Source organism: Priestia sp. Y58 (genome assembly GCF_029522095.1).
In the GTDB taxonomy this organism is placed as follows: Bacteria; Bacillota; Bacilli; order Bacillales; family Bacillaceae_H; genus Priestia; species Priestia megaterium_E.
This window is the reverse complement of the sequence record NZ_JAKWFL010000004.1, coordinates 83,325-101,939: the sequence shown is the minus strand read 5'-3', so window position 1 is coordinate 101,939 and position 18,615 is coordinate 83,325. Positions and strand designations below refer to the sequence as shown.

Sequence of the window (18,615 nt, the reverse complement as noted above, 5' to 3'; positions counted from 1 at the left end):
TTCACCCTTAATGTACTAAAATTTTACTAATTTATATTTAACTAATGTACTTTTAATAATAGGTTTAACATATATTAAGATTCCCTTTGGAATTGAAATGATTTTTAAAAATTTATAATCGCAATTTCTGTAATAAAATATACTTTTCATTCCTAAACATCCAGCAACATAATACGCAACTGCTTTATATTTATCTCTAAAATTTTTTGCATTTTCAACTTTTTGTGTTAAATAAAACATGTAACCTTTTGGATTTTTTTTATGAACAGACAATATATTTTTTGAATAACCATCATCTAAATACTCACATAAATATAGAATCTTATCTACTAATTTCATATCATATTTCCGACTTATCTGATCATATACAACAGCCTCGGTAACAAACTTTTCTCCTTCAAAAACAGGAAATAAATGTATTTTTAATATAGCTGTTTTAAATGTTAATATCGTATCACCTTTGAACTTATACTTCTCATAAAGATCAAGAATTGAAGACCTTTCAATATTACGTGGCATTCTTGTACCTATTACTTGTTGGGTGTTCTCACCTCTTAATGCAATAATTCCAGCCAAACTCTTATCATTTTCAACATTAGCCCATGTTTCATGAATTATCTGTACCGCGTCATCTGATAGATAATCATCTGAATCTACACAAACAAACATTTCTGTTTCACACATTAATACTCCCTTGTTATGAGCAACATGCTTACCACTATTTTTTTGCTTATGATAGATTATTTTTATTTTATCTTCATTAATGAAAGAGTTTATTATATCTTCAGTATTATCTGTGGAGCCATCATCCACAATAAGCCATAGAAAATCCTTGTTAGATTGACGGCATAGACTTTCATAGCAATTTCTTATAATATAACCACGGTTATATGTGGGAGTGAAAATTGTTAATTTTTCCATGATTTATCCTTTCTAATACGACTTACAATGGAGGGTTATTACTAATAAAATACTGATCTTTAATTAGTATGATTTTTTACTACATCACTATTTCTTGATTTTTCTAAAATAGAGATTATTTTTTTATAGGACGCCTCTATAGAAGTATTATCTTTTTCTACGCTCTTTATTAATCTACTATTATTATTGTTTAGTAAATTATGTGCTATTTTTCTAGAAATTTCTTCTATACTGTTAATATCATAGATTAAATCATTTTCTTCAAGTGCATTAATAATAGATAGTGCTCCAACATTCTTAGATATTAATATATTACATCCGCATATTAATGCTTCTACCGTAGCAAGTCCAAAAGTTTCAAATTCACTATTTTGTATGTATAATTGAGCGGTTGTGTAATAATGGGCCATATTCCTTTTATCTACCTTTTCAATGTAAGTTACAAAAGGATAGGATTTAATCTTGTGAGTGTCAGACCCGTTAGTTCCTATAACTGTAAATTCTAAATTGTATCCTTCTTTACTATTTAAATGGTTTACAGCCTTACAAATCATTTCAATTTTTTTTAGTGGTATGCCTCCTCCTACAGATAGCAACATATTTTTATTTCTTTTTGTATTTTCATATTCTGCTAAACCAATCATATTCCAATCAACCCCATTATTTACATATGTCGTTTTATCGCTGTGTTGGGGATAATATTCTTTTACATATTTCACAAAATTTTCAGAGACGCATATGATTACAGGAGCTAGTTCCAAAACTTTATTTTCTATATTCATTAAACTTTTGTTTAAGTTTTGATTTAGTTTGCCCTCAATGAGGTGACTCCCATGCATTAAATAAGCTGCTTTCTTTCTCAAAAGTTTTGCAATTTTAAAACCAATAATATTAACTTTTGATAAGCCAGAAAAAAGTACTAAATCTGCTTGTCTAATTTTTATTAATAGTTCTATTATTCTTTTATATGGTTTAGTTTCCACTGAATATAAAGTATTGTCAGGCATAATTTTTTTAAGTGCTTTATTCACACTTGAAGGGCCATTTTCACTGTAAAAATCACCTATAAAAAATAGTCTCATTTTAATTTCCTCCCAAACTGATGCTTTTCCTCTTCTATTTACCAGGTGATGTATAATATTAATAAAGTTTCTTTACTGAAATAACACCTTCATTGGAATATTTTAAGTAAATATGGTTAATGTTATTTTTTAATTGAAGTAATATCAGTTGTATTTACTTCTAGTGATAGAAATAAATACTCTTCTCGAACTAGCTTCATATTTAACTATAAACTATGTTTTCTTGCTCTTGTTTGTTGAGATAACAATACTTATTTCACTGTTTTTTTGCTAATGATTGCAATTTTTATACATTACTGATTCGTCATATTTAAATAATCTTTATGACCCCTATACATATTCTTAATAGCCCCAATAAAGCCAATGTCATGTCGATATATCTTATACTTACGAATAGCAAACTGCCAAATTAAAAAGTGATAAAAGCGACTGCTCATGGCAGTGAAAACTGCACCACGATCAAAAAAGGATTTATCATCAAAACCATTAAACCAGGTTGATTCGTCATTATCGTCGATCGATAGAATGGATATAGGCTCAAAATATATTTTTAATCCTTTTTTTAAACATTCAAAAAGGAATATATTTTCTTCGCCGCATTGATAATAAGAGGATCCTGTGCCGAATAATTCATTAAAACGAATATCCTTCTCTTTAATCGATTTAATTTTAAAAGTCACTTGTACTGAGGATACTTTCATGGTTCCTAGATAACCCAATCGTTTTGCTTCTCCACCAAAGTTTTTTTTATGTCGGCCATCAGTGTCATAACAAAATATTATTATATCTGCGTCTTTATTTTTTTGATAAGCAGTTCTTACTCTGTCCTTCACATCATCATAGTAGTATAAATCATCATCGCAAATAATCCCAATGCTATTATCCGCATTTTCAATTGCAGTATTTCTACTTTTACTTAATCCTTTTTCGTAAACGCTAATGAATTTAAGCGTTTCATTATCAATTTTTTTAGGAGGTTTAGACTTATCATTTGTAAATTGATTTATAACCACTGCTTTATTTTTTATATTCATCCGCTTCAATAGATCATAATTAGTTTGATTCATTGTTGATACTAGCATTTCTATATCCATAGCATTACCTTCTTTTATTAAAATGTTATAATATTTTAATGAGTATTTTAATCCTATTTAAGAAACTTTAAAGTTTCTTAAATTTCCTATCTATACATGATATATGAAGTAGACTTTACACTTTCTATGTTCACCTTCAATTTCTATATTAATTATTATAATTCGTTCTCAAGGTAGAGAATTTAAAATATATTTAACGATCATGAAATTTTATTAAATCTAACTTTGGATAGAAAAACGGTTTTAAAGACTTTCCAAAAACCTTTAAAAGGTATCCCAAACTTCATATAGCCATGGATAGCACCAATCCCCCACGAGAAATGGGTTATTATGATACTTAGTATAATATGGAATAAACTATTATTTTTGTCCTTTAATTTAATCGAAAAAAATATTATTGTTAACAAATAAAATAAACTTAGACCTACAAAAAGATTGTTTAACCTTAATAAAGGTAATGCTATTAGAGTTATAATGAAAAATGGAGGAATTATATGCGAGAGTCTCATCGACTCTGCATGTTTATTAGAGGTTTTGTTTCTCCAGTAACCATATCTATAATATTGTCTCAATAATTTACCAAATGAGTTTCTTGGATAATATTCTAATTTAATATCAGGAATAATAACTATTTTCTTTTTCGTTTCTTTCTTTAATCTAACATTCAGCTCCATATCTTCATTAACAATCCATTCTTCATTCCATCCCTTTATTTTAACTAAATCCTTTTTCCACCAAGCTCCTGGAAATAGAGTATCTGTTTCGATTGGCTCTTGTGCATATCGGAATTTAGCTCCACCAACTCCGATAGGGGAATTTAATACTGAAGCTATGGCATTTGAAATTTTGTCATATCCAACTGCTTTAGCAACTCCCCCAACATTACAGTATTCTTTTGAATTAGTTAGTTGATAAACTACCTTCTCAATATATTGAGACTCATAATTACTATGAGCATCTAACCTAACTATTATTTCGCCCTGAGCGCACTTAAGACCAATATTTAATGCAGATACAGGAATTTTCTTCTCGTTATACAGGGTTATTAATTTATAGTTAATTTCTTTTGAAATGTCTTCAATTAAACTAATAGTACTATCTTCAGATCCTCCATCTATTATAATTACCTCTATTTTATCTAACGGATAAGACTGCTTATTTATTGTCCAAAGTAAATCCTCTATAAATCTTTCTTCATTAAAAACAGGAATTATAACACTTATTTTTTCTTTTTTCATTGATAGATCCTCACATGGTTTATTTAAATTTTAATTATAATAATAAATAAAGTTTAAATCCGTTTGTTATATTATAAGCTTTAATGAATAGTAATCTACTATAATAACTACAATTAGAATTATCTTTATATAATGATTTTAATATGTATTCGCAAGTTGTAATATCTGCTTTTAAATTGATTATCTTTCTTGTTTATAGTGAAAAATTTTATACATCAATTACATAGTATATCTGATATGAAAATTTATTATTTGTCTATCAAATTATTTATACTTAAGGCCATGTTTTTAACATGCCGTGCCTTTATTTAAGTAATCCTATCTAGCACCATCTCCAGTTAAGATTACTTTGATGGTTTTTATCACGATTTTTATATCTAATAATAAACTTAAATTTTGGATGTAAAAGAGGTCTAATTTTAACTTTTCACCAGGAGAGATATCATAACCACCATTTACTTGAGCCCACCCAGTAATTCCTGGTTTAATAGCTAGTCGATTTTTAAATCCTAAAATTTGTTTGTTAAATTGCTCAGTAAATATAGGTCTTTCTGGACGGGGACCTATTAAACTCATATCTCCTCTAAGTATATTAATTAGTTGTGGAATTTCATCAATCCTAGTTTTTCTAATGAAAGCACCAATTTTTGTTACACGAGGATCATCTTTTGTTGCCCATTGCGCACCATTTTTTTCAGCATTAATATTCATTGATCTCAGTTTAATAATGTAAAAGGTTTTCCCATTTAGTCCAACTCGCTCTTGTAGAAAAAAAGCAGGTCCCTTGGATTCTAACTTAATTGCTAAACAGAATAGAATTAAAAGAGGCAAAGTAATTATAAGACAAATTAAAGCAAATAGAAAATCACCAATACCTTTTAATATAAAATAATATCGATGATTATAAGAGTTTAAATCTGCCCTAATTCCCTCATCAAAAAAATACCCTTCTCTTTCTCTTTCTCTTTCCTCCATACTGGTTTTCCACCTTTCATATTATATAAAAATTATTTATTTTATTATTGAACTATTGTTCCCTCTAGCCTAGAAGATATTTATTTAATTTAACCCCTTTCGACACTAGCTTTAATATATAAAAACATATTGAGAGCTTAAGTCGTACATCAGTATAATTTTTCAAAAAATCCATTAGTTTTGCCTACCCTGCTATCGTTTCTTAAATGATTTAATCTAAGATTTAGGTTTCATAGTCCCCTATGTTATGTTTTTTTTGTAATTTTTTTTTCCTAATTTCGATGGACTTTATAAGCATTAATTCCAGAGTCTCTAATTGAGATAAAGAAGCATCTTGTTTTATGTAACGTAATGTTTTTTTTATAGATTTAGGATAATTATCGAACTGCATTTTCTCCATATTATTATCCATAGTGAGAACATGTAGATTCTTGTTCTCTTTTATTATTGAGTATAATACCGATAATTGGAAATTCAACACTGTGAAGCAGTTCCTTCGTTTTCTTTGCAAAATCCTTACTTATATTTCCACCACTAAGAATGGTAAGTATTTTAAAATATTCAGATTGTGTTGATTTTTGACTTATTAAACAAATTAAACTTCTACCTTTCAATTGGAAAATGCCACATCTATATTTATGAGCCAATTGAATCACCTCTCATTTTGTTAGCCTTTATTTTTGTACCTCTTTTATTTATGTTGTTTTCCACATTAATAATATCGATTGCTTCTAAGAAGAGAAAGCCCTTCTACTCTTTGGTGTCTTAATCTTTTATATATTTTATTCAAATACTTAAGCAAGGTACTACATCTAATCTCACCATTAATGCAACTACTAAAGCAATAGCCGTGTTAAATATTAAATTAGGTTTAATTAGCGAACCTACCCCTGCTTTAGTTAGGAATCTAACATTGTCAACAATAATTATTTAAATTGATTTTAAAATGTTATTGTAGTCGCATCTGCAATACCTTGCGACTTTTGTAAATTTCCATGCTGTACTGTAGTATTGATAACTCTTTCATAGATATAGACATATATTGAAAGTTGACATCCCCCATATATACCTTTGACAGCAAGCGCACTTATGTATTTTCTCTTTACAGATAGCGGAGTATCTCCTTTGATAATGGTAAGAAGATATCACCATTTATTATATTAAAGATAAGCATTTAGACCTGTATTCAAAACACAAAATAAACATACGAACGCCATGCCTTTTAGATAATAAAAGTTGTTTTTTTGCATGTTCATATGTTTAAATAGTTCTATATTCTTAACCAAACTTATTTTCCCAAAAAAACTAAAACTTTAGTATTAAAGCAAAAATAATGTTATCATAACAATTTCTTCTTTAAAATAGCTTTTTTTGTCGAAAACTGTATTTTTTTATCATATAAGTGCAAAATGACAATATTCACGCCTCAAATACAGGATTTTTGTCGCTAATTGTAGGTACTTAATCCTTCGGTTTCTTATAAAATTAATTACAAAAGTTTTTCTTTTTTATTGCACTTCCCAAAAAAAAAGCTTCTTTTTGTATTACGTTATTTAACCTTTGACAAATCATCAATTAATTCCATTACTTTGTCTTGAGGTAGCTGCTTGTTTTGTTCACCTTCTTACAGTGATTTTCCAGTCATTCCAAAATAAAATTTCACTTTTGGCTCAGTACCAGAAGGACGGATCGCAAAACCATGGAGCATCTGCTAGGTAGAATTTTAGAATGTTTTATTTCGGAAGCATAATGGGTTCTATTGTCTTGGTTTCTATAGACGTTTTTTCACTTGTTTGATAATCTTCAATCGCTTGAACTTTAATACCTGCTATTTCTTTTGGTGGGTGAGAGCGGGACAATATAAAATATGCTGTATTTGCTCAATACCTCGTTTCCCTTTCAACAAAATAGACTGTAAAGATTCTTTATAGTAGCCCTACGCTTCAAATAATTCTAGTAAGCCATCATATAGAGATTTACCTTATGCTTTGTAGTGAACGGTAACTTCCGCGTTCATAATAGCTGCTTGTACAGCATCTTTATCAAGTACAAAATCACCAATTAAACAGCCATAGCTTTCTTCATATCCAAATTGAAACATATGGTTACCAGTTTGATTGTATTCGTGAATTTTTTCTGCAATAAATTTAAAGCCTGTTAGCTTATTTACTGTTTTTACCTTAAAATTCATCATTAATCATGTGACCAGAGTCAGATGTTCCGTTTGTTTTTAACATGACGCTATTTTTAGAAAGAGTGCCGTTTTTCTTTTTTTGAGAAAGTAGATAATGTAGCAGTAATGCACTCGTTTAGTTTTCTGTTAAAATGACATATTCTCCTTTATGGTTTTTTACCACAATTCCTAAACAATCCGCGCCTGAGTCAGTTGTCATTAATATATCTGAATCATTTTTTTGTATTGAATAGCTAGATCACATGTACTATGCTCTTCTAGATTCGGTGATGAGACTGTTAAAAAGTTCGGATCTGGAAGCCACTATTCTTTCATCACTGTAACATAGTCAAATCCACATGTTTTTAAACCAGCTGTTACAGATTTGTTTCTAGTACTGTGAAGCGGTATATACACATTTTTAAGTTCTTTCGCAGGATGATTTATTTAAATCATCTTTAACCCTTTCAGGTAAGCTGAATCTACTTTTCTTAACAAGATAAACTAACAGTCTCTCTTTTAAAGATTCCTTTTTATATTTGACAGAAAAGTACAAGTTCATCTTCAATTGCATTTATACATATAAGATACGATGTGATCAGCGACAACAGGCCGAGGCTGTACACCTTCTTTTCCCTATACTTTATAGCCGTTGTATTCAGGCGAAATTATGACTAGCTATAATAACATTGCCAACAGAAGCGTATAAATAGCTTAAGACATATGAAAGCTCTGGTGTCAGGCGCAGTTCTTCAAAGACGTGAGTTTTGATTCTGATTCTGTACTCTCCAAGCGTTTATGCTACTTTAAGGCGATTTATGGCGGAATCACAGGCAACAACTACACCTTATTACCTTGCTTCTTCACCTTGAGTTTCTATATAGCGCGCTAATTCTGCCGTTACTTTTCGAATGGTATAAATATTTAAACGGTTTGTTCTAGGACTAATCTTTCCTCTCATACCACCCTTACCAAATTCTAGACTTTTATAAAAAGCATCTTCTTTCTCAATTTCACTCATTGAACATAATTGGCTCTTAAGTTCTTCCAACATAGAGTTTAATATAAGCTATCTGTCGTATTTAATGTTACAACTCATACTAATATCTTCATTTCAAGAATCTATATATCTATCACATCTGTTTTGTATGGATTGTTTATGAATACACTTTTGGATAACCCAAAAGCAACCTTTTTTCGAAAAATCGAATTTAATAATTATTATTTCTCCCTTTTTATCGCACACCTTTATACACCTCACTCCGTATCATACCTAACGAAATCCCTATTAATTCCTTGCATTTTCCTCAAATGTTTTCTATGATTAAAAGAAAATTTGATAGAGAAAAGAGTTATTTTATGATGTTAAAACGTGTCTTACTATTTCTTTTACTTTTGTCCATATCCAAGTTCTCGCACACCCCTAATCTGTTAGTAACCGATCCTTCTACATGGACGAATTCCTCCGTTTGGGATAACAGCGCTACTCTTTGGTCTGTTCTGCATCCCGGAAGTGAGTTTTATACGTCATATACATATGGCTTTAATTTAGAATTCATCCTTCGAAAAATCGCTCACCTTTCTTTTTTTGGCATACTTGGGCTAATTTTCCACTGGAATTTAAAGGAACAACGCTATCGTTATATAAAAGCATGGCTATGTCTTGCAGCATTTGCTTTTTTAGACGAAGTTCATCAGGCTTTTATTATTGGACGAGACGGGCGCATTGTGGACGTGATGATTGATTCTTTTGGAGGAGCTATTCTATTGTTTCTATTGTATCAAGTGAAAAGGTCTGCTGCTAAGTAGAACCTTTTACTCTTTAAAGTCTAAGAAAAAGCATGGAGCACTTGCTCCATGCTTTTTCTTAGACTTTAAACCTTTCAATCAATTCTTGCAGTTCTTACGACATATTTGCTAAATCCATCGCAGATGAAGCGAAGATAGCGGACCGCAAATGATAATTCTGGCGTTGGATGCATCTCTTCAAATACATAGCTTTTAATCCCTTGCGCTCCGAGTATTTTAGATGCCTCTAAAGCAAATTCTGCTGAACCATGACGGGAATCATACGCAATGACAACTCCTCGTTTTTTGGCTCCCGTTCCATTTTCTGCAATGTATGCAGCAAGTCTAGCCGTGACTTTTCGAACAGTATAGATGTTCATACGATTTGGCCCCGCACCAAGCTCGCCTCTCATTCCTCCTGTGCCACATTCAAGCTGTTTGTAAAAGGCATCTTCTCGTTCACTTTTGGTCATTTCACTCATTTGTTTTTTTAATTGGCTTGGCAGCTCGCTGTGCGTAATCCACTTTGTCCATTCGTTTTTCCACGTCATGTTTATCTCTCCTGTTCACTGTTTTCTGTTTTTATTGTGCACCGGTTATATGAACTGGGCGTGAATTGGTTGATATCTCTCATAATAAAAAACATTAAATCATTCTTTATAAAGAACATTTTTGATAAAAAAACGGTCACAAACCGTTTTTATACGTTATAATGAACAAAAAACCCAATAAAAAGAGGATGAACTGAAGTGATAGGAGAAAAGATTAAAAATTTACGATTAAAAAAAGGCTATTCTATTACACGCTTAGCTGAAGAAGCTAGTATTTCAAAATCGTATTTATCTCATTTAGAAAAAGGGTTAAATAATAACCCTTCTCTTCAAATGCTTGATAAAATTGCGTCTTCTCTTCATACAACAATTGATGAATTAATTGAAGGGGATATCAGCCGTCCAGCTCTAACTTCAAAGTCAAGTCTCAATCAAGAGTGGCTTTATTTAATTGAAAGAGCTATTCGAGACGGCATGACCAAAGAAGAATTTATTGAATTTCAGTACTATTTAAAGTTCCGAAAATCAAACTGATGAATCTATTATCTGACTTTTAATTTTTTTATGACAATCGACCTATTTCGACACCTTTTACAAATTTTATCTTGTAAAATAACTGTATACTAAGAACACTATTACAAATTATCCAGATAAGGGCAAAACTATTGAAAAATAGTGACGCAAAGCTTCAGGTCTAAGGTCGCTTTTGGCTACGACGGCTGGGTTCCCTGGCAAAGGGTGGATGAGTCGTAATGAAAAAAGAAAATGTACTGTCAATTGATCAAGAATGGATAAGCCTTATGGAATCAGCTCGCAAGCTAGGGCTGACCGTCGAAGAAGTCCGGAGATTTTTATCGGAGTTCAAGCAACAGTAAATTAAAAAAGCACGCTCATATTAGAGCGTGCTTTTTGCAAATAATATTATTCTTCTAACATTTTTTCATAGAAATGGCTGTCGCAATCAAGCTGTTCAAAAAACGCTTGAAGAGAGTCTGAGATTCGTGTATTAATAATGAAGAAAGTCAAATCCACTCATATTAAATGCGAATTCCTTTTGGCTTACGTTGGTCAAACGTATAAATCTCCTTAAACCCGCACTCTCTCGCCATTTCAACTGCGTCTTTCATATGTGCTCCTACGGTTTCTGCAAAATGTGAATCAGATCCAATTGTTAAGATTTCTCCGCCTAAATCCCGGTACAATCCAACAACTTCAAGTGCCGGCAGCGCTTCGCCCAGCTTCCCTCTTATACCTGAAGTGTTAATTTCAATTCCAATATTACGATCAATGGCTTTTTTCAAAATCTCCGCAAGAATATCTTTAAATTGATCAAAGTCGTAAATGCCGTATTGCTCAAACGCGTAGCGCTTCATTAAATCTAAATGAGCCAACACGTCAATGTCTGCTTCGCTTACTAGCTTATACATTTCATTAAAATATGCGCGGTAAATTGCGTCTTTGTCGTTCAGCTCCAAATGTTTGCGAAGCTTGATGTTATTAATATTATGCACCGAACCTAAAATAAAATCAAAGTTCTCTTGCTTCATCGTTTCTTGATACTTCTCTTTTAAATAATGTGGCTCACAAATTTCAATTCCTTTTTTAATCACTAGCTGGCCTTGAAATTGCTCTCTGCATTCCGCTAGTTCTCGTTCATATTTATCAAAATCCATATGACCGTACGTTGGCGCTAATGGATTTAATGAAAAGTGCTCGGTAAAACAAATTTCGTTTACACCGTTTTTCACAGCTTGTTCGCACACTTCTTTCATGACTGCCTGTGAGTCGAATGAATTGTTTGTGTGATGATGGTAGTCTACTAGATACATAATTTAGTCACCTCTAAATCTATTATACATTTCTCTTTCCCTCACTGCACATAGAGACCCTTCTACCGCCTCCCCCACCTTTTTTCGTTCATCAAAAGAATTTCCACTAAAAAAAGATATTTTTCCTCTTCCAGTAATCCTTCTTTTCTTATAAACTAACTTAATATAGCAGATGTTCTGACATACAACTTGACAAACAACTTTTACTTACAAAGGAGAAAGGAAAGAAGAAATGCAGATTGAAAAAAGTTTTGCTCAAACAAAAAGCCCCTTTCTGTCTTACTTAAGCTCTTATGCTAAAAAGATGAAAGGAGAACTAAAAGAAGAACCGAAAATCAATTATAGAGACGCGGTTGTTTCTTCTATTGGAGGCTTAATTGCGATTATCATCAGCAGCACGATTGCACTAGCGCTTGGTTACCCAATGGCCCTCGCTCCGATTGGCGCAAGCTGCGTGCTTGTCTTCGGCGCTCACAAAGGACCTTTATCACAGCCGCGTCACGTGCTTGGAGGACACTTGCTTGCGACAGTTTCCGCACTTATTATTTGGAGCTTATTTCATCGAAGTCTAATTACTATAGCGATTGTACTTGCTTTTGTTCTTATTTTAATGATTCTTACAAAAACCGTTCATCCTCCCGCTGCAGCTAGCGCGATTGTCGCAATTAATACTCAAGCAGGCTGGGGATACTTAGGTATTATTATGATTTGTGCATGTGTGGTTGTACTGATTTCTACTGCGTATAATAATTTATTTCAAGATCGGCAGTATCCCAGGTATTGGGTTTAGAAAAAGCTTTGGAATATAAGATTCCAAAGCTTTTTGTCTTTTTCACTTATTTCACTAATCAAACTATTTTATGCCTTAAGTATCTTGTTTTAATTTTCAGAATTGTTTATACTCAAGACGTCTTTGTTTTTTTAGAAAAGCAATGGAGGTGACTTTGCAGCACGGTCTATACACACTGGAGGGGGATTTTTTATGTTGAAATTAATTGGGGTTTTGTTAGTGGCAGTGGGGTTTTTATTTCGTCTGAACACGCTGCTTGTAGTAACTGTTGCAGGTATCGTGACTGGTCTTGTATCTGGCTTGTCTCTGCATGAAGTAATTACGATGTTCGGTCAGTTCTTTGTTGATAACCGCTATATGTCTATGGCTATTTTACTTACTCTTCCTATCTTTGGCGTGTTAGAAAAATACGGGTTAAAGGAACAAGCGGAAGTGCTGATCAAAAAAGCAAAAAACGCTTCATCTGGAAATGTTTTACTTATATATCTTTTTATCCGTGAAATCTCAGCCGCAGTCGGCTTAAATATCGGAGGACACGCTCAATCCGTCCGTCCATTAGTAGCACCTATGTCTGAAGGCGCAGCTCGTGCCAAATACGGAGAGCTTCCTCCTAAAGTAAAAGAAGATATTCGCGCTCACGCAGCGGCAGCTGAAAATACAGGCTGGTTTTTCGGAGAAGATATCTTTATCGCAACGGGTGGAATTCTCTTAATGAAAGGGTTCTTCGACTCCGTAGGTATTCATGTCGACGTCTGGGATATGGCGCTTTGGGGAATTCCAACAGCCATCGCAGCGCTGCTGATCAGCGCCGTTCGTTTCCGTCAGTTAGACCGAAGAATTCACAAAAAAATGACGAAGCACAAACCAACATCATCTTCTAAGACGGAGGCGAGTTAAATGAAAAGCATCTTGACGCTCGATACGATTTACTACTTACTCGGTATTATTGTTGCTTTTATCGCAATTCGAATCGCACGCGATCACAACCATCCTAACCGTTTAGGATCTTCTCTATTTTGGGCACTGTTTTCCATTACGTTTTTATTTGGCAACGTGATTCCACCTTTTTATGTAGGGTGTTTAGTTATTATTATGGTGCTGCTTGCTTCATTCAACCGAGTAACTAAGTCTAATGAAGCCGAAACGCCTGCTGAAGAACGTGTAGCTCACGCGCAGCGATTAAAAAATAGAATCTTTTTACCGGCTTTATTTATTCCTATTTTTACGATTATTGGTACTCTTCTTTTTGGCAAAATTAAATTTGGAAACTGGGCGTTAATTGATCCAGAAAAAGTCACATTAATTTCACTAGCAATCGCAGCTGTCATTGCGTTTATCGCTTCGATGGGCGTCACAAAAGCAAAAATAGACGTGCCTGTTAAAGAAGGAAGCCGCTTGCTTCAAGCAGTTGGCTGGGCAGTTATTTTACCGCAAATGCTCGCAGCTCTTGGCGGTATTTTTTCAAAATCAGGCGTTGGAACAGTCGTTTCAGATATTGTGAGTGACGTGCTTCCAACTAACTATGCGTTTGTTGCTGTGCTTGCATACTGCTTGGGAATGCTGCTATTTACGATTGTCATGGGAAATGCCTTTGCGGCGTTTGCCGTTATTACGGGAGGGATTGGTCTTCCGCTGATTGTACACATGCACGGAGGCAATCCAGCCATTATGGCAGCGCTCGGCATGTTTGCTGGCTACTGCGGCACGCTGTTAACGCCAATGGCAGCGAACTTCAACATCGTACCCGCCATGTTGCTTGAATTAAAAGACAAAAATGCCGTGATTAAAGCTCAAGTGCCGATTGCGCTATCCGTTTTTGTTGTTAATACGCTATTAATGTACTACCTTGTATACCACTTTTAAAGGAGACTAGTAGAATGACAACTGTATTACTAACTGGCTTTGAACCATTTGAAGGTGAAAGTATTAATCCGTCTTTAGAAGCTGTAAAATCTTTAGATGACGTCGTTGTTGAAGGCTACCACATTATTGCTAAGCCCCTTCCTACTGTATTTGGTGAATCAATCGCGAAGCTTCATACGTATATAGAAGAAATCAGCCCTTCTATTGTCATTTGCATTGGACAAGCAGGCGGCCGAGAAGGAATTACGGTCGAACGCGTTGCTATTAATGTAGACGACGCGAGGATTCCTGACAACATCGGCCAGCAGCCTATTGATCGCCCTATTATCGAAAACGGCCCTGCCGCATACTTTTCGACACTGCCCATCAAAGCAGCTGTCGAAAATCTGCGCCAAGCAGGCATTCCAAGCAGCGTCTCTCAAACCGCTGGAACGTTTGTCTGTAACCATGTGTTTTACGGGCTCATGAACATGATTCAAAACTGTTGTATTAAAGGCGGATTTGTTCATATTCCTTATCTTCCTGAACAAGCTGTGAACCATCCGGGGAAAGCGAGTATGTCGCTGGATTTGATTGTGCAAGGGTTGCTTAGTTTGGTAAAAACGACGATTTTGGTTGAAGAGGATGTTGTGGTTTCGGGTGGGGCTACACATTAAAATATGGTTTAAATCATAATAATATCTTATAAAAAATGATCTTACTTTATCTAGTAAGGTCATTTTGCATAGTAAGACACTATATTCAGTGTCCTTATACTTTATTTATCCAGCAGTGACGAAACTATAATTTCAAATCAATATTTCCGCCTAAATGTGGCTGTGCGGCCTGTTGAAGTGCTTTTAACATTGGCACTGCTTATTAACTCTTGGACAGTTCCTCCTTGCTGTTTGGTGTTTCCCATTGCTATTTTCATGACTGATAGAGAAGCTTGCTGTTGGACTTTCCCATAGCTTAATGACATTGATATAAGTGCGATATCCATAGGGCACTCTCTTTCTTTTTTCTTATAAACAAACTATACCTTTTAATTATTTAACATTATAATTTATAATAAGAACATACATTCTTAATTATAAATTGAGGTGAACGAAATGGATTTGTATCAGTTATCTCCCATTCAACAAAATGTTTTAATAGCTAGTATTATGGGTGACGGTGAAATAACAAAAATTTATAAAAACAGTCGACGTAAAAATAATAGCTATCGTGAACATTATGGACATGCTCAAGAAAAGTATCGTGAATGGAAACAGTTATTTCTTCCTGATTTATTATATTTCAATAAAAAGAGTCATAGCCTTTGCTCTAGATCACTTCCTCTTTTCACACAACTATATCCACACTTTTACAATAGTAAAAATCAAAAACAAATTCCTGAAAAGTTACTACCAACATGTACTCTACCTCACTTTTTGGCTGTCTTGTATATGGATGACGGTACCCTATCAATTACAAAACGAATTAATCATACCAAAAAACGAATCTACCTTACACCCTCTATTATGTTAGCACTTCAATGTTATCCTGTACGTGAGCTCAACTTACTACAAAAACACATCCACAATACTTTCAATTATTCTTTTAAGCTATGCTCTACTCCATCTGGATATGGTCATATGTTAAGGTTTACATCTGTACAACATACCTTTTCATTTTTAGAATTTATCTCTCCTGTGACCAACACCTGTCCAAGCATGTTTTACAAAACCAATTGGGAGTGGCGCTATAACGAAGAAAAACAATTGCTCCTTGAGCAATATCCTAACTATGAAATTATTGCTTCAAGTTCTGATCGCTACAGGTCCTACTCTTCAGAAGAAATTAACTGTATTCTCATATTGCATAAAGAGGGCGAATCAATCTCTAATATAGCTAGAGCAATTAATCGAACTTACTGGTCAGTTGTTTACAAGATTAGAGAACTAAAGGAGAAAAAACTTTTGTAAAGTAAATTTTGCACTACTCGTTTAATTTTTTGTATTAAATATAAAAAGGAATTCTAGCCAAGCTAGAATTCCTTAAAATTTTATTAACGAAGAAGTTGTAAAACTCCTTGTGGTTGTTGATTCGCTTGCTTTGCGACTGTACCTTTCAGTTACAGAATAGACTATATCTTCATCCATGTTTTTCATGGAGCTGGGCACTTCGAACAGTTTTCACTGCCCTACGAGATTCATAGTCATAGTTTTTACCTTAGACCGTATTCTCTAGTCGTTGAACCTTCTCCAGAGTTTCCTCACAGGAGCTTGGCTGCTGATTATCCATTATATCATATTTATCATTTTCAAACCGTCACGCTTGTCGTTTCCAACTACGTTGTGGTTGATAAAGCTTTAGGAAGTTCCAGCAGTTCACCCAGTTATACTCTAGCTCGTTACCAAGTTAGACGCCCTTTAATCGTTATCTCAAAAGTTGTAATACTCCTTGAGGCATCTGATTAGATTGAGCCAACATTGCTTGTGATGCTTGAGACAGAATTGAATTCTTCGTTTGTTCCATCATTTCTTTCGCCATCGTGCGAACATTTACTTTCATAAATGACCAGACTATATCTTCACCCTCTTATACAAGTAGGGGCCGGGCACTTCGGATCCACAATACTGATGGTTATTGTGTCACCTATGGATTTCATCATCTTGAGCCTAGCTTTTAGATGGTTTATCCTAGTCGTTGAACCTTCTCCAGAGTTTCCTCACAAGAGCTTGGCTGCTGATTGCCCAATCTTTTCTTTTTTCACACCATCACGCTTGCCGTTTCCAACTACGTTGTGGTAAGAAAAGCTCTAAGGGGTTTCCAGCAATTCACCCGATAATAATCGCTAGCCGTTACCAGCTAGGACGACTGTGCTTGTTACTGCTTATGCAGCTAAAACATAATCTACGTCACGGATACGAGATTCCGCAGAACTTAGATTCTCAGAAGATGTACTTAAGTTGTTAATTGTATGCTCAAGTCTATTTTGCTTAGCACCTAATTGAGAACGTTCATCTGAAACTAATTTAATTGCAGAATCAATAGTATCAATTGCAGCTGTCGATTTGGTAGCATCTCCTAAATCAATACTCTTAACTCCAAGTGCTGTGGCTTGCATATCTGCGAATGTTACCTCTAACGTTTGATCACTATTAGCTCCAATCTGGAATGTAAATGCACCAGCAGTTCCACCCTTTTGATCCAATAGATTTTGACCATTAAATTGTGTAGTAGTTGCTATTCTGTCAATCTCATTAGTTAAATCATCAATTTCTAATTGAATTTCTGCTCTGTCATCAGCAGTGTTTGTATCATTAGAAGATTGAACCGCTAATTCACGCATACGTTGTAGGATGTCATGCGTTTCATTCAAACCTCCCTCGGCCGTTTGAATCATAGATGTTGCATCCTGTGCATTCTTAGAAGCCATATCCAACCCACGAACTTGCCCTCTCATTTTTTCTGAAATTGCAAGACCTGCAGCATCATCGGCTGCACTATTAATACGTAAACCCGATGATAACTTTTCCATTGATTTAGATTGTGCATTGTTTGCATTGTTAAACTGACGATACGTATTCAACGCCGTAATATTGTGATTAATTCTCATTTCCCTTTACCTCCATATAATTGGTTTTACTTCTTGGTTACATCCTTGTATTTAAGAAGCCTCTCGCTTACTGATTGATTAAGCGAGGAATGACAGTAATCAAACACATACCTCTAGGAAATATGTTCATACTATATATCGACATTAAGATTCAGTTGTTTACAGTCTCTGTTTATTTTCTTTTAAAATTTTATTAATGCTGGCACTAGAGTGACATTTTGATTAGTTAACTTTCTCTTATACAATATTCCCTTGCATTCTTGTATAATATTTGTAATCTATAAAAAAATAGGAGCCCTATTAATGCATAATTTGCGTCACATTTTTGAAACTCATAATTTCGAACTAACAAATGAAACAACAAAAGAAGTTGAATACAAACATCAAGAAACTGAAGATATTGTATATTTACTGCCAACAAAGGAAATAAACATTGCAGTAAGCCCTCTTTCATTTGATATTGACTTAAGTCAAAGTGATGGAAAAATTCATAGTACAGCTTTAAAACATTTTCCAAAGAGGTTAAATGGAGGCAAACAGCCAATTTCTTTTGGGTATTCATTTAAATTCCTAACAGAAGAAGCATTAAGTGATTTTTTACATATGTTAAATAATTAACAGTAAAAAAGACGGGATAAACTTTTATCCTGTCCCCTTCATGAATTCAACTATAAAACTAGTATTCTTACCTTCCACTCCTGAAAAGATATATATGATTCAAAGCCTAT

At 33.8% G+C, this 18,615-nt stretch carries 19 protein-coding genes, 2 pseudogenes and 1 riboswitch; of the genes and pseudogenes, 9 read left to right on the top strand and 12 right to left on the bottom strand.

Features of this window, described 5'->3' with window-relative positions; translation table 11 throughout:
* Nucleotides 1-15: 15 nt before the first annotated feature.
* The 7 genes and pseudogenes from MMB68_RS13815 to MMB68_RS27530 form a co-directional block, all read right to left on the bottom strand.
* Complete coding sequence (locus MMB68_RS13815) at nt 16-921, bottom strand: glycosyltransferase family 2 protein (RefSeq protein ID WP_277549076.1); 906 nt, start codon at nt 919-921, stop codon at nt 16-18.
* 59 nt (nt 922-980) lie between these two features.
* On the bottom strand, nt 981-2,003 hold the full coding sequence (locus MMB68_RS13810) for a glycosyltransferase family 4 protein (RefSeq protein ID WP_277549075.1): 1,023 nt from the start codon (nt 2,001-2,003) through the stop codon (nt 981-983).
* Between the two features lie 293 nt (nt 2,004-2,296).
* Entirely contained in the window at nt 2,297-3,097 is an 801-nt protein-coding gene (locus tag MMB68_RS13805; RefSeq protein WP_277549074.1) for a glycosyltransferase family 2 protein, read from the bottom strand.
* A 200-nt stretch (nt 3,098-3,297) separates the two neighbouring features.
* A complete protein-coding gene (locus MMB68_RS13800; protein ID WP_277549073.1) occupies nt 3,298-4,335 on the bottom strand; it encodes a glycosyltransferase family 2 protein in 1,038 nt (345 codons plus the stop codon).
* Nucleotides 4,336-4,653: 318 nt separating this feature from the next.
* On the bottom strand, nt 4,654-5,310 hold the full coding sequence (locus MMB68_RS13795; RefSeq protein WP_277549072.1) for a sugar transferase: 657 nt from the start codon (nt 5,308-5,310) through the stop codon (nt 4,654-4,656).
* Nucleotides 5,311-5,714: 404 nt separating this feature from the next.
* Nucleotides 5,715-5,957, bottom strand: a complete 243-nt coding sequence (locus MMB68_RS13790) for a hypothetical protein (RefSeq protein WP_277549071.1) — start codon at nt 5,955-5,957, stop codon at nt 5,715-5,717.
* 902 nt (nt 5,958-6,859) lie between these two features.
* Nucleotides 6,860-8,537, bottom strand: a pseudogene (locus tag MMB68_RS27530) (phospho-sugar mutase).
* 305 nt (nt 8,538-8,842) lie between these two features.
* Here MMB68_RS27530 and MMB68_RS13780 point away from each other — a divergent pair.
* On the top strand, nt 8,843-9,292 hold the full coding sequence (locus MMB68_RS13780) for a VanZ family protein (protein ID WP_277549070.1): 450 nt from the start codon (nt 8,843-8,845) through the stop codon (nt 9,290-9,292).
* Between the two features lie 122 nt (nt 9,293-9,414).
* Here the strand turns inward: MMB68_RS13780 and MMB68_RS13775 are convergent.
* Nucleotides 9,415-9,822 (bottom strand): annotated as a pseudogene (locus tag MMB68_RS13775) (phospho-sugar mutase); the annotation flags it as partial.
* 198 nt (nt 9,823-10,020) lie between these two features.
* Between MMB68_RS13775 and MMB68_RS13770 the strand changes: the two are divergent.
* Together MMB68_RS13770 and MMB68_RS13765 are read left to right on the top strand one after the other, a co-directional pair.
* A complete protein-coding gene (locus tag MMB68_RS13770) occupies nt 10,021-10,356 on the top strand; it encodes a helix-turn-helix domain-containing protein (protein WP_277549069.1) in 336 nt (111 codons plus the stop codon).
* Nucleotides 10,357-10,467: 111 nt separating this feature from the next.
* Nucleotides 10,468-10,554, top strand: a riboswitch (cyclic di-GMP riboswitch).
* Between the two features lie 20 nt (nt 10,555-10,574).
* A complete protein-coding gene (locus tag MMB68_RS13765; RefSeq protein ID WP_195695136.1) occupies nt 10,575-10,697 on the top strand; it encodes an anti-repressor SinI family protein in 123 nt (40 codons plus the stop codon).
* Between the two features lie 162 nt (nt 10,698-10,859).
* Here MMB68_RS13765 and MMB68_RS13760 read toward each other — a convergent pair whose 3' ends face one another.
* The gene (locus tag MMB68_RS13760; protein ID WP_277549068.1) at nt 10,860-11,651 is read right to left on the bottom strand and encodes a histidinol-phosphatase HisJ family protein; all 792 of its coding nucleotides are present in this window, start codon (nt 11,649-11,651) and stop codon (nt 10,860-10,862) included.
* 232 nt (nt 11,652-11,883) lie between these two features.
* Here MMB68_RS13760 and MMB68_RS13755 point away from each other — a divergent pair, with 232 nt between their 5' ends.
* The 4 genes from MMB68_RS13755 to pcp all read left to right on the top strand — a co-directional run bounded on the left by MMB68_RS13755 (nt 11,884) and on the right by pcp (nt 14,960).
* Nucleotides 11,884-12,441: an HPP family protein gene (locus MMB68_RS13755; RefSeq protein WP_277549067.1), complete on the top strand. Its 558-nt coding sequence runs from the start codon at nt 11,884-11,886 to the stop codon at nt 12,439-12,441.
* A 192-nt stretch (nt 12,442-12,633) separates the two neighbouring features.
* Nucleotides 12,634-13,338: a DUF969 domain-containing protein gene (locus MMB68_RS13750; protein WP_277549066.1), complete on the top strand. Its 705-nt coding sequence runs from the start codon at nt 12,634-12,636 to the stop codon at nt 13,336-13,338.
* Entirely contained in the window at nt 13,339-14,304 is a 966-nt protein-coding gene (locus MMB68_RS13745) for a DUF979 domain-containing protein (protein ID WP_277549065.1), read from the top strand.
* A 14-nt stretch (nt 14,305-14,318) separates the two neighbouring features.
* Nucleotides 14,319-14,960 (top strand): pyroglutamyl-peptidase I, encoded by a 642-nt coding sequence (gene pcp / locus MMB68_RS13740; RefSeq protein ID WP_277549064.1) that lies wholly within the window; start codon nt 14,319-14,321, stop codon nt 14,958-14,960.
* 137 nt (nt 14,961-15,097) lie between these two features.
* Here the strand turns inward: pcp and MMB68_RS13735 are convergent, their stop codons facing one another.
* A complete protein-coding gene (locus MMB68_RS13735) occupies nt 15,098-15,286 on the bottom strand; it encodes a YjfB family protein (protein WP_346780478.1) in 189 nt (62 codons plus the stop codon).
* A 109-nt stretch (nt 15,287-15,395) separates the two neighbouring features.
* Between MMB68_RS13735 and MMB68_RS13730 the strand changes: the two genes are divergently transcribed.
* Nucleotides 15,396-16,250 (top strand): DNA endonuclease, encoded by an 855-nt coding sequence (locus MMB68_RS13730; protein ID WP_277549063.1) that lies wholly within the window; start codon nt 15,396-15,398, stop codon nt 16,248-16,250.
* Between the two features lie 454 nt (nt 16,251-16,704).
* Here the strand turns inward: MMB68_RS13730 and MMB68_RS13725 are convergent, their stop codons facing one another.
* Both MMB68_RS13725 and MMB68_RS13720 read right to left on the bottom strand, forming a co-directional pair.
* Nucleotides 16,705-16,806 carry a flagellin gene (locus tag MMB68_RS13725; protein WP_274863981.1) on the bottom strand — a complete coding sequence of 34 codons (102 nt, stop codon included), beginning with the start codon at nt 16,804-16,806 and terminating at the stop codon, nt 16,705-16,707.
* Between the two features lie 355 nt (nt 16,807-17,161).
* Nucleotides 17,162-17,887, bottom strand: coding sequence for a flagellin N-terminal helical domain-containing protein (locus tag MMB68_RS13720; protein WP_277549062.1), 726 nt, complete (start codon nt 17,885-17,887; stop codon nt 17,162-17,164).
* 303 nt (nt 17,888-18,190) lie between these two features.
* Between MMB68_RS13720 and MMB68_RS13715 the strand changes: the two genes are divergently transcribed.
* On the top strand, nt 18,191-18,505 hold the full coding sequence (locus tag MMB68_RS13715) for a hypothetical protein (RefSeq protein WP_277549061.1): 315 nt from the start codon (nt 18,191-18,193) through the stop codon (nt 18,503-18,505).
* The last annotated feature ends 110 nt before the right edge of the window (nt 18,506-18,615 follow it).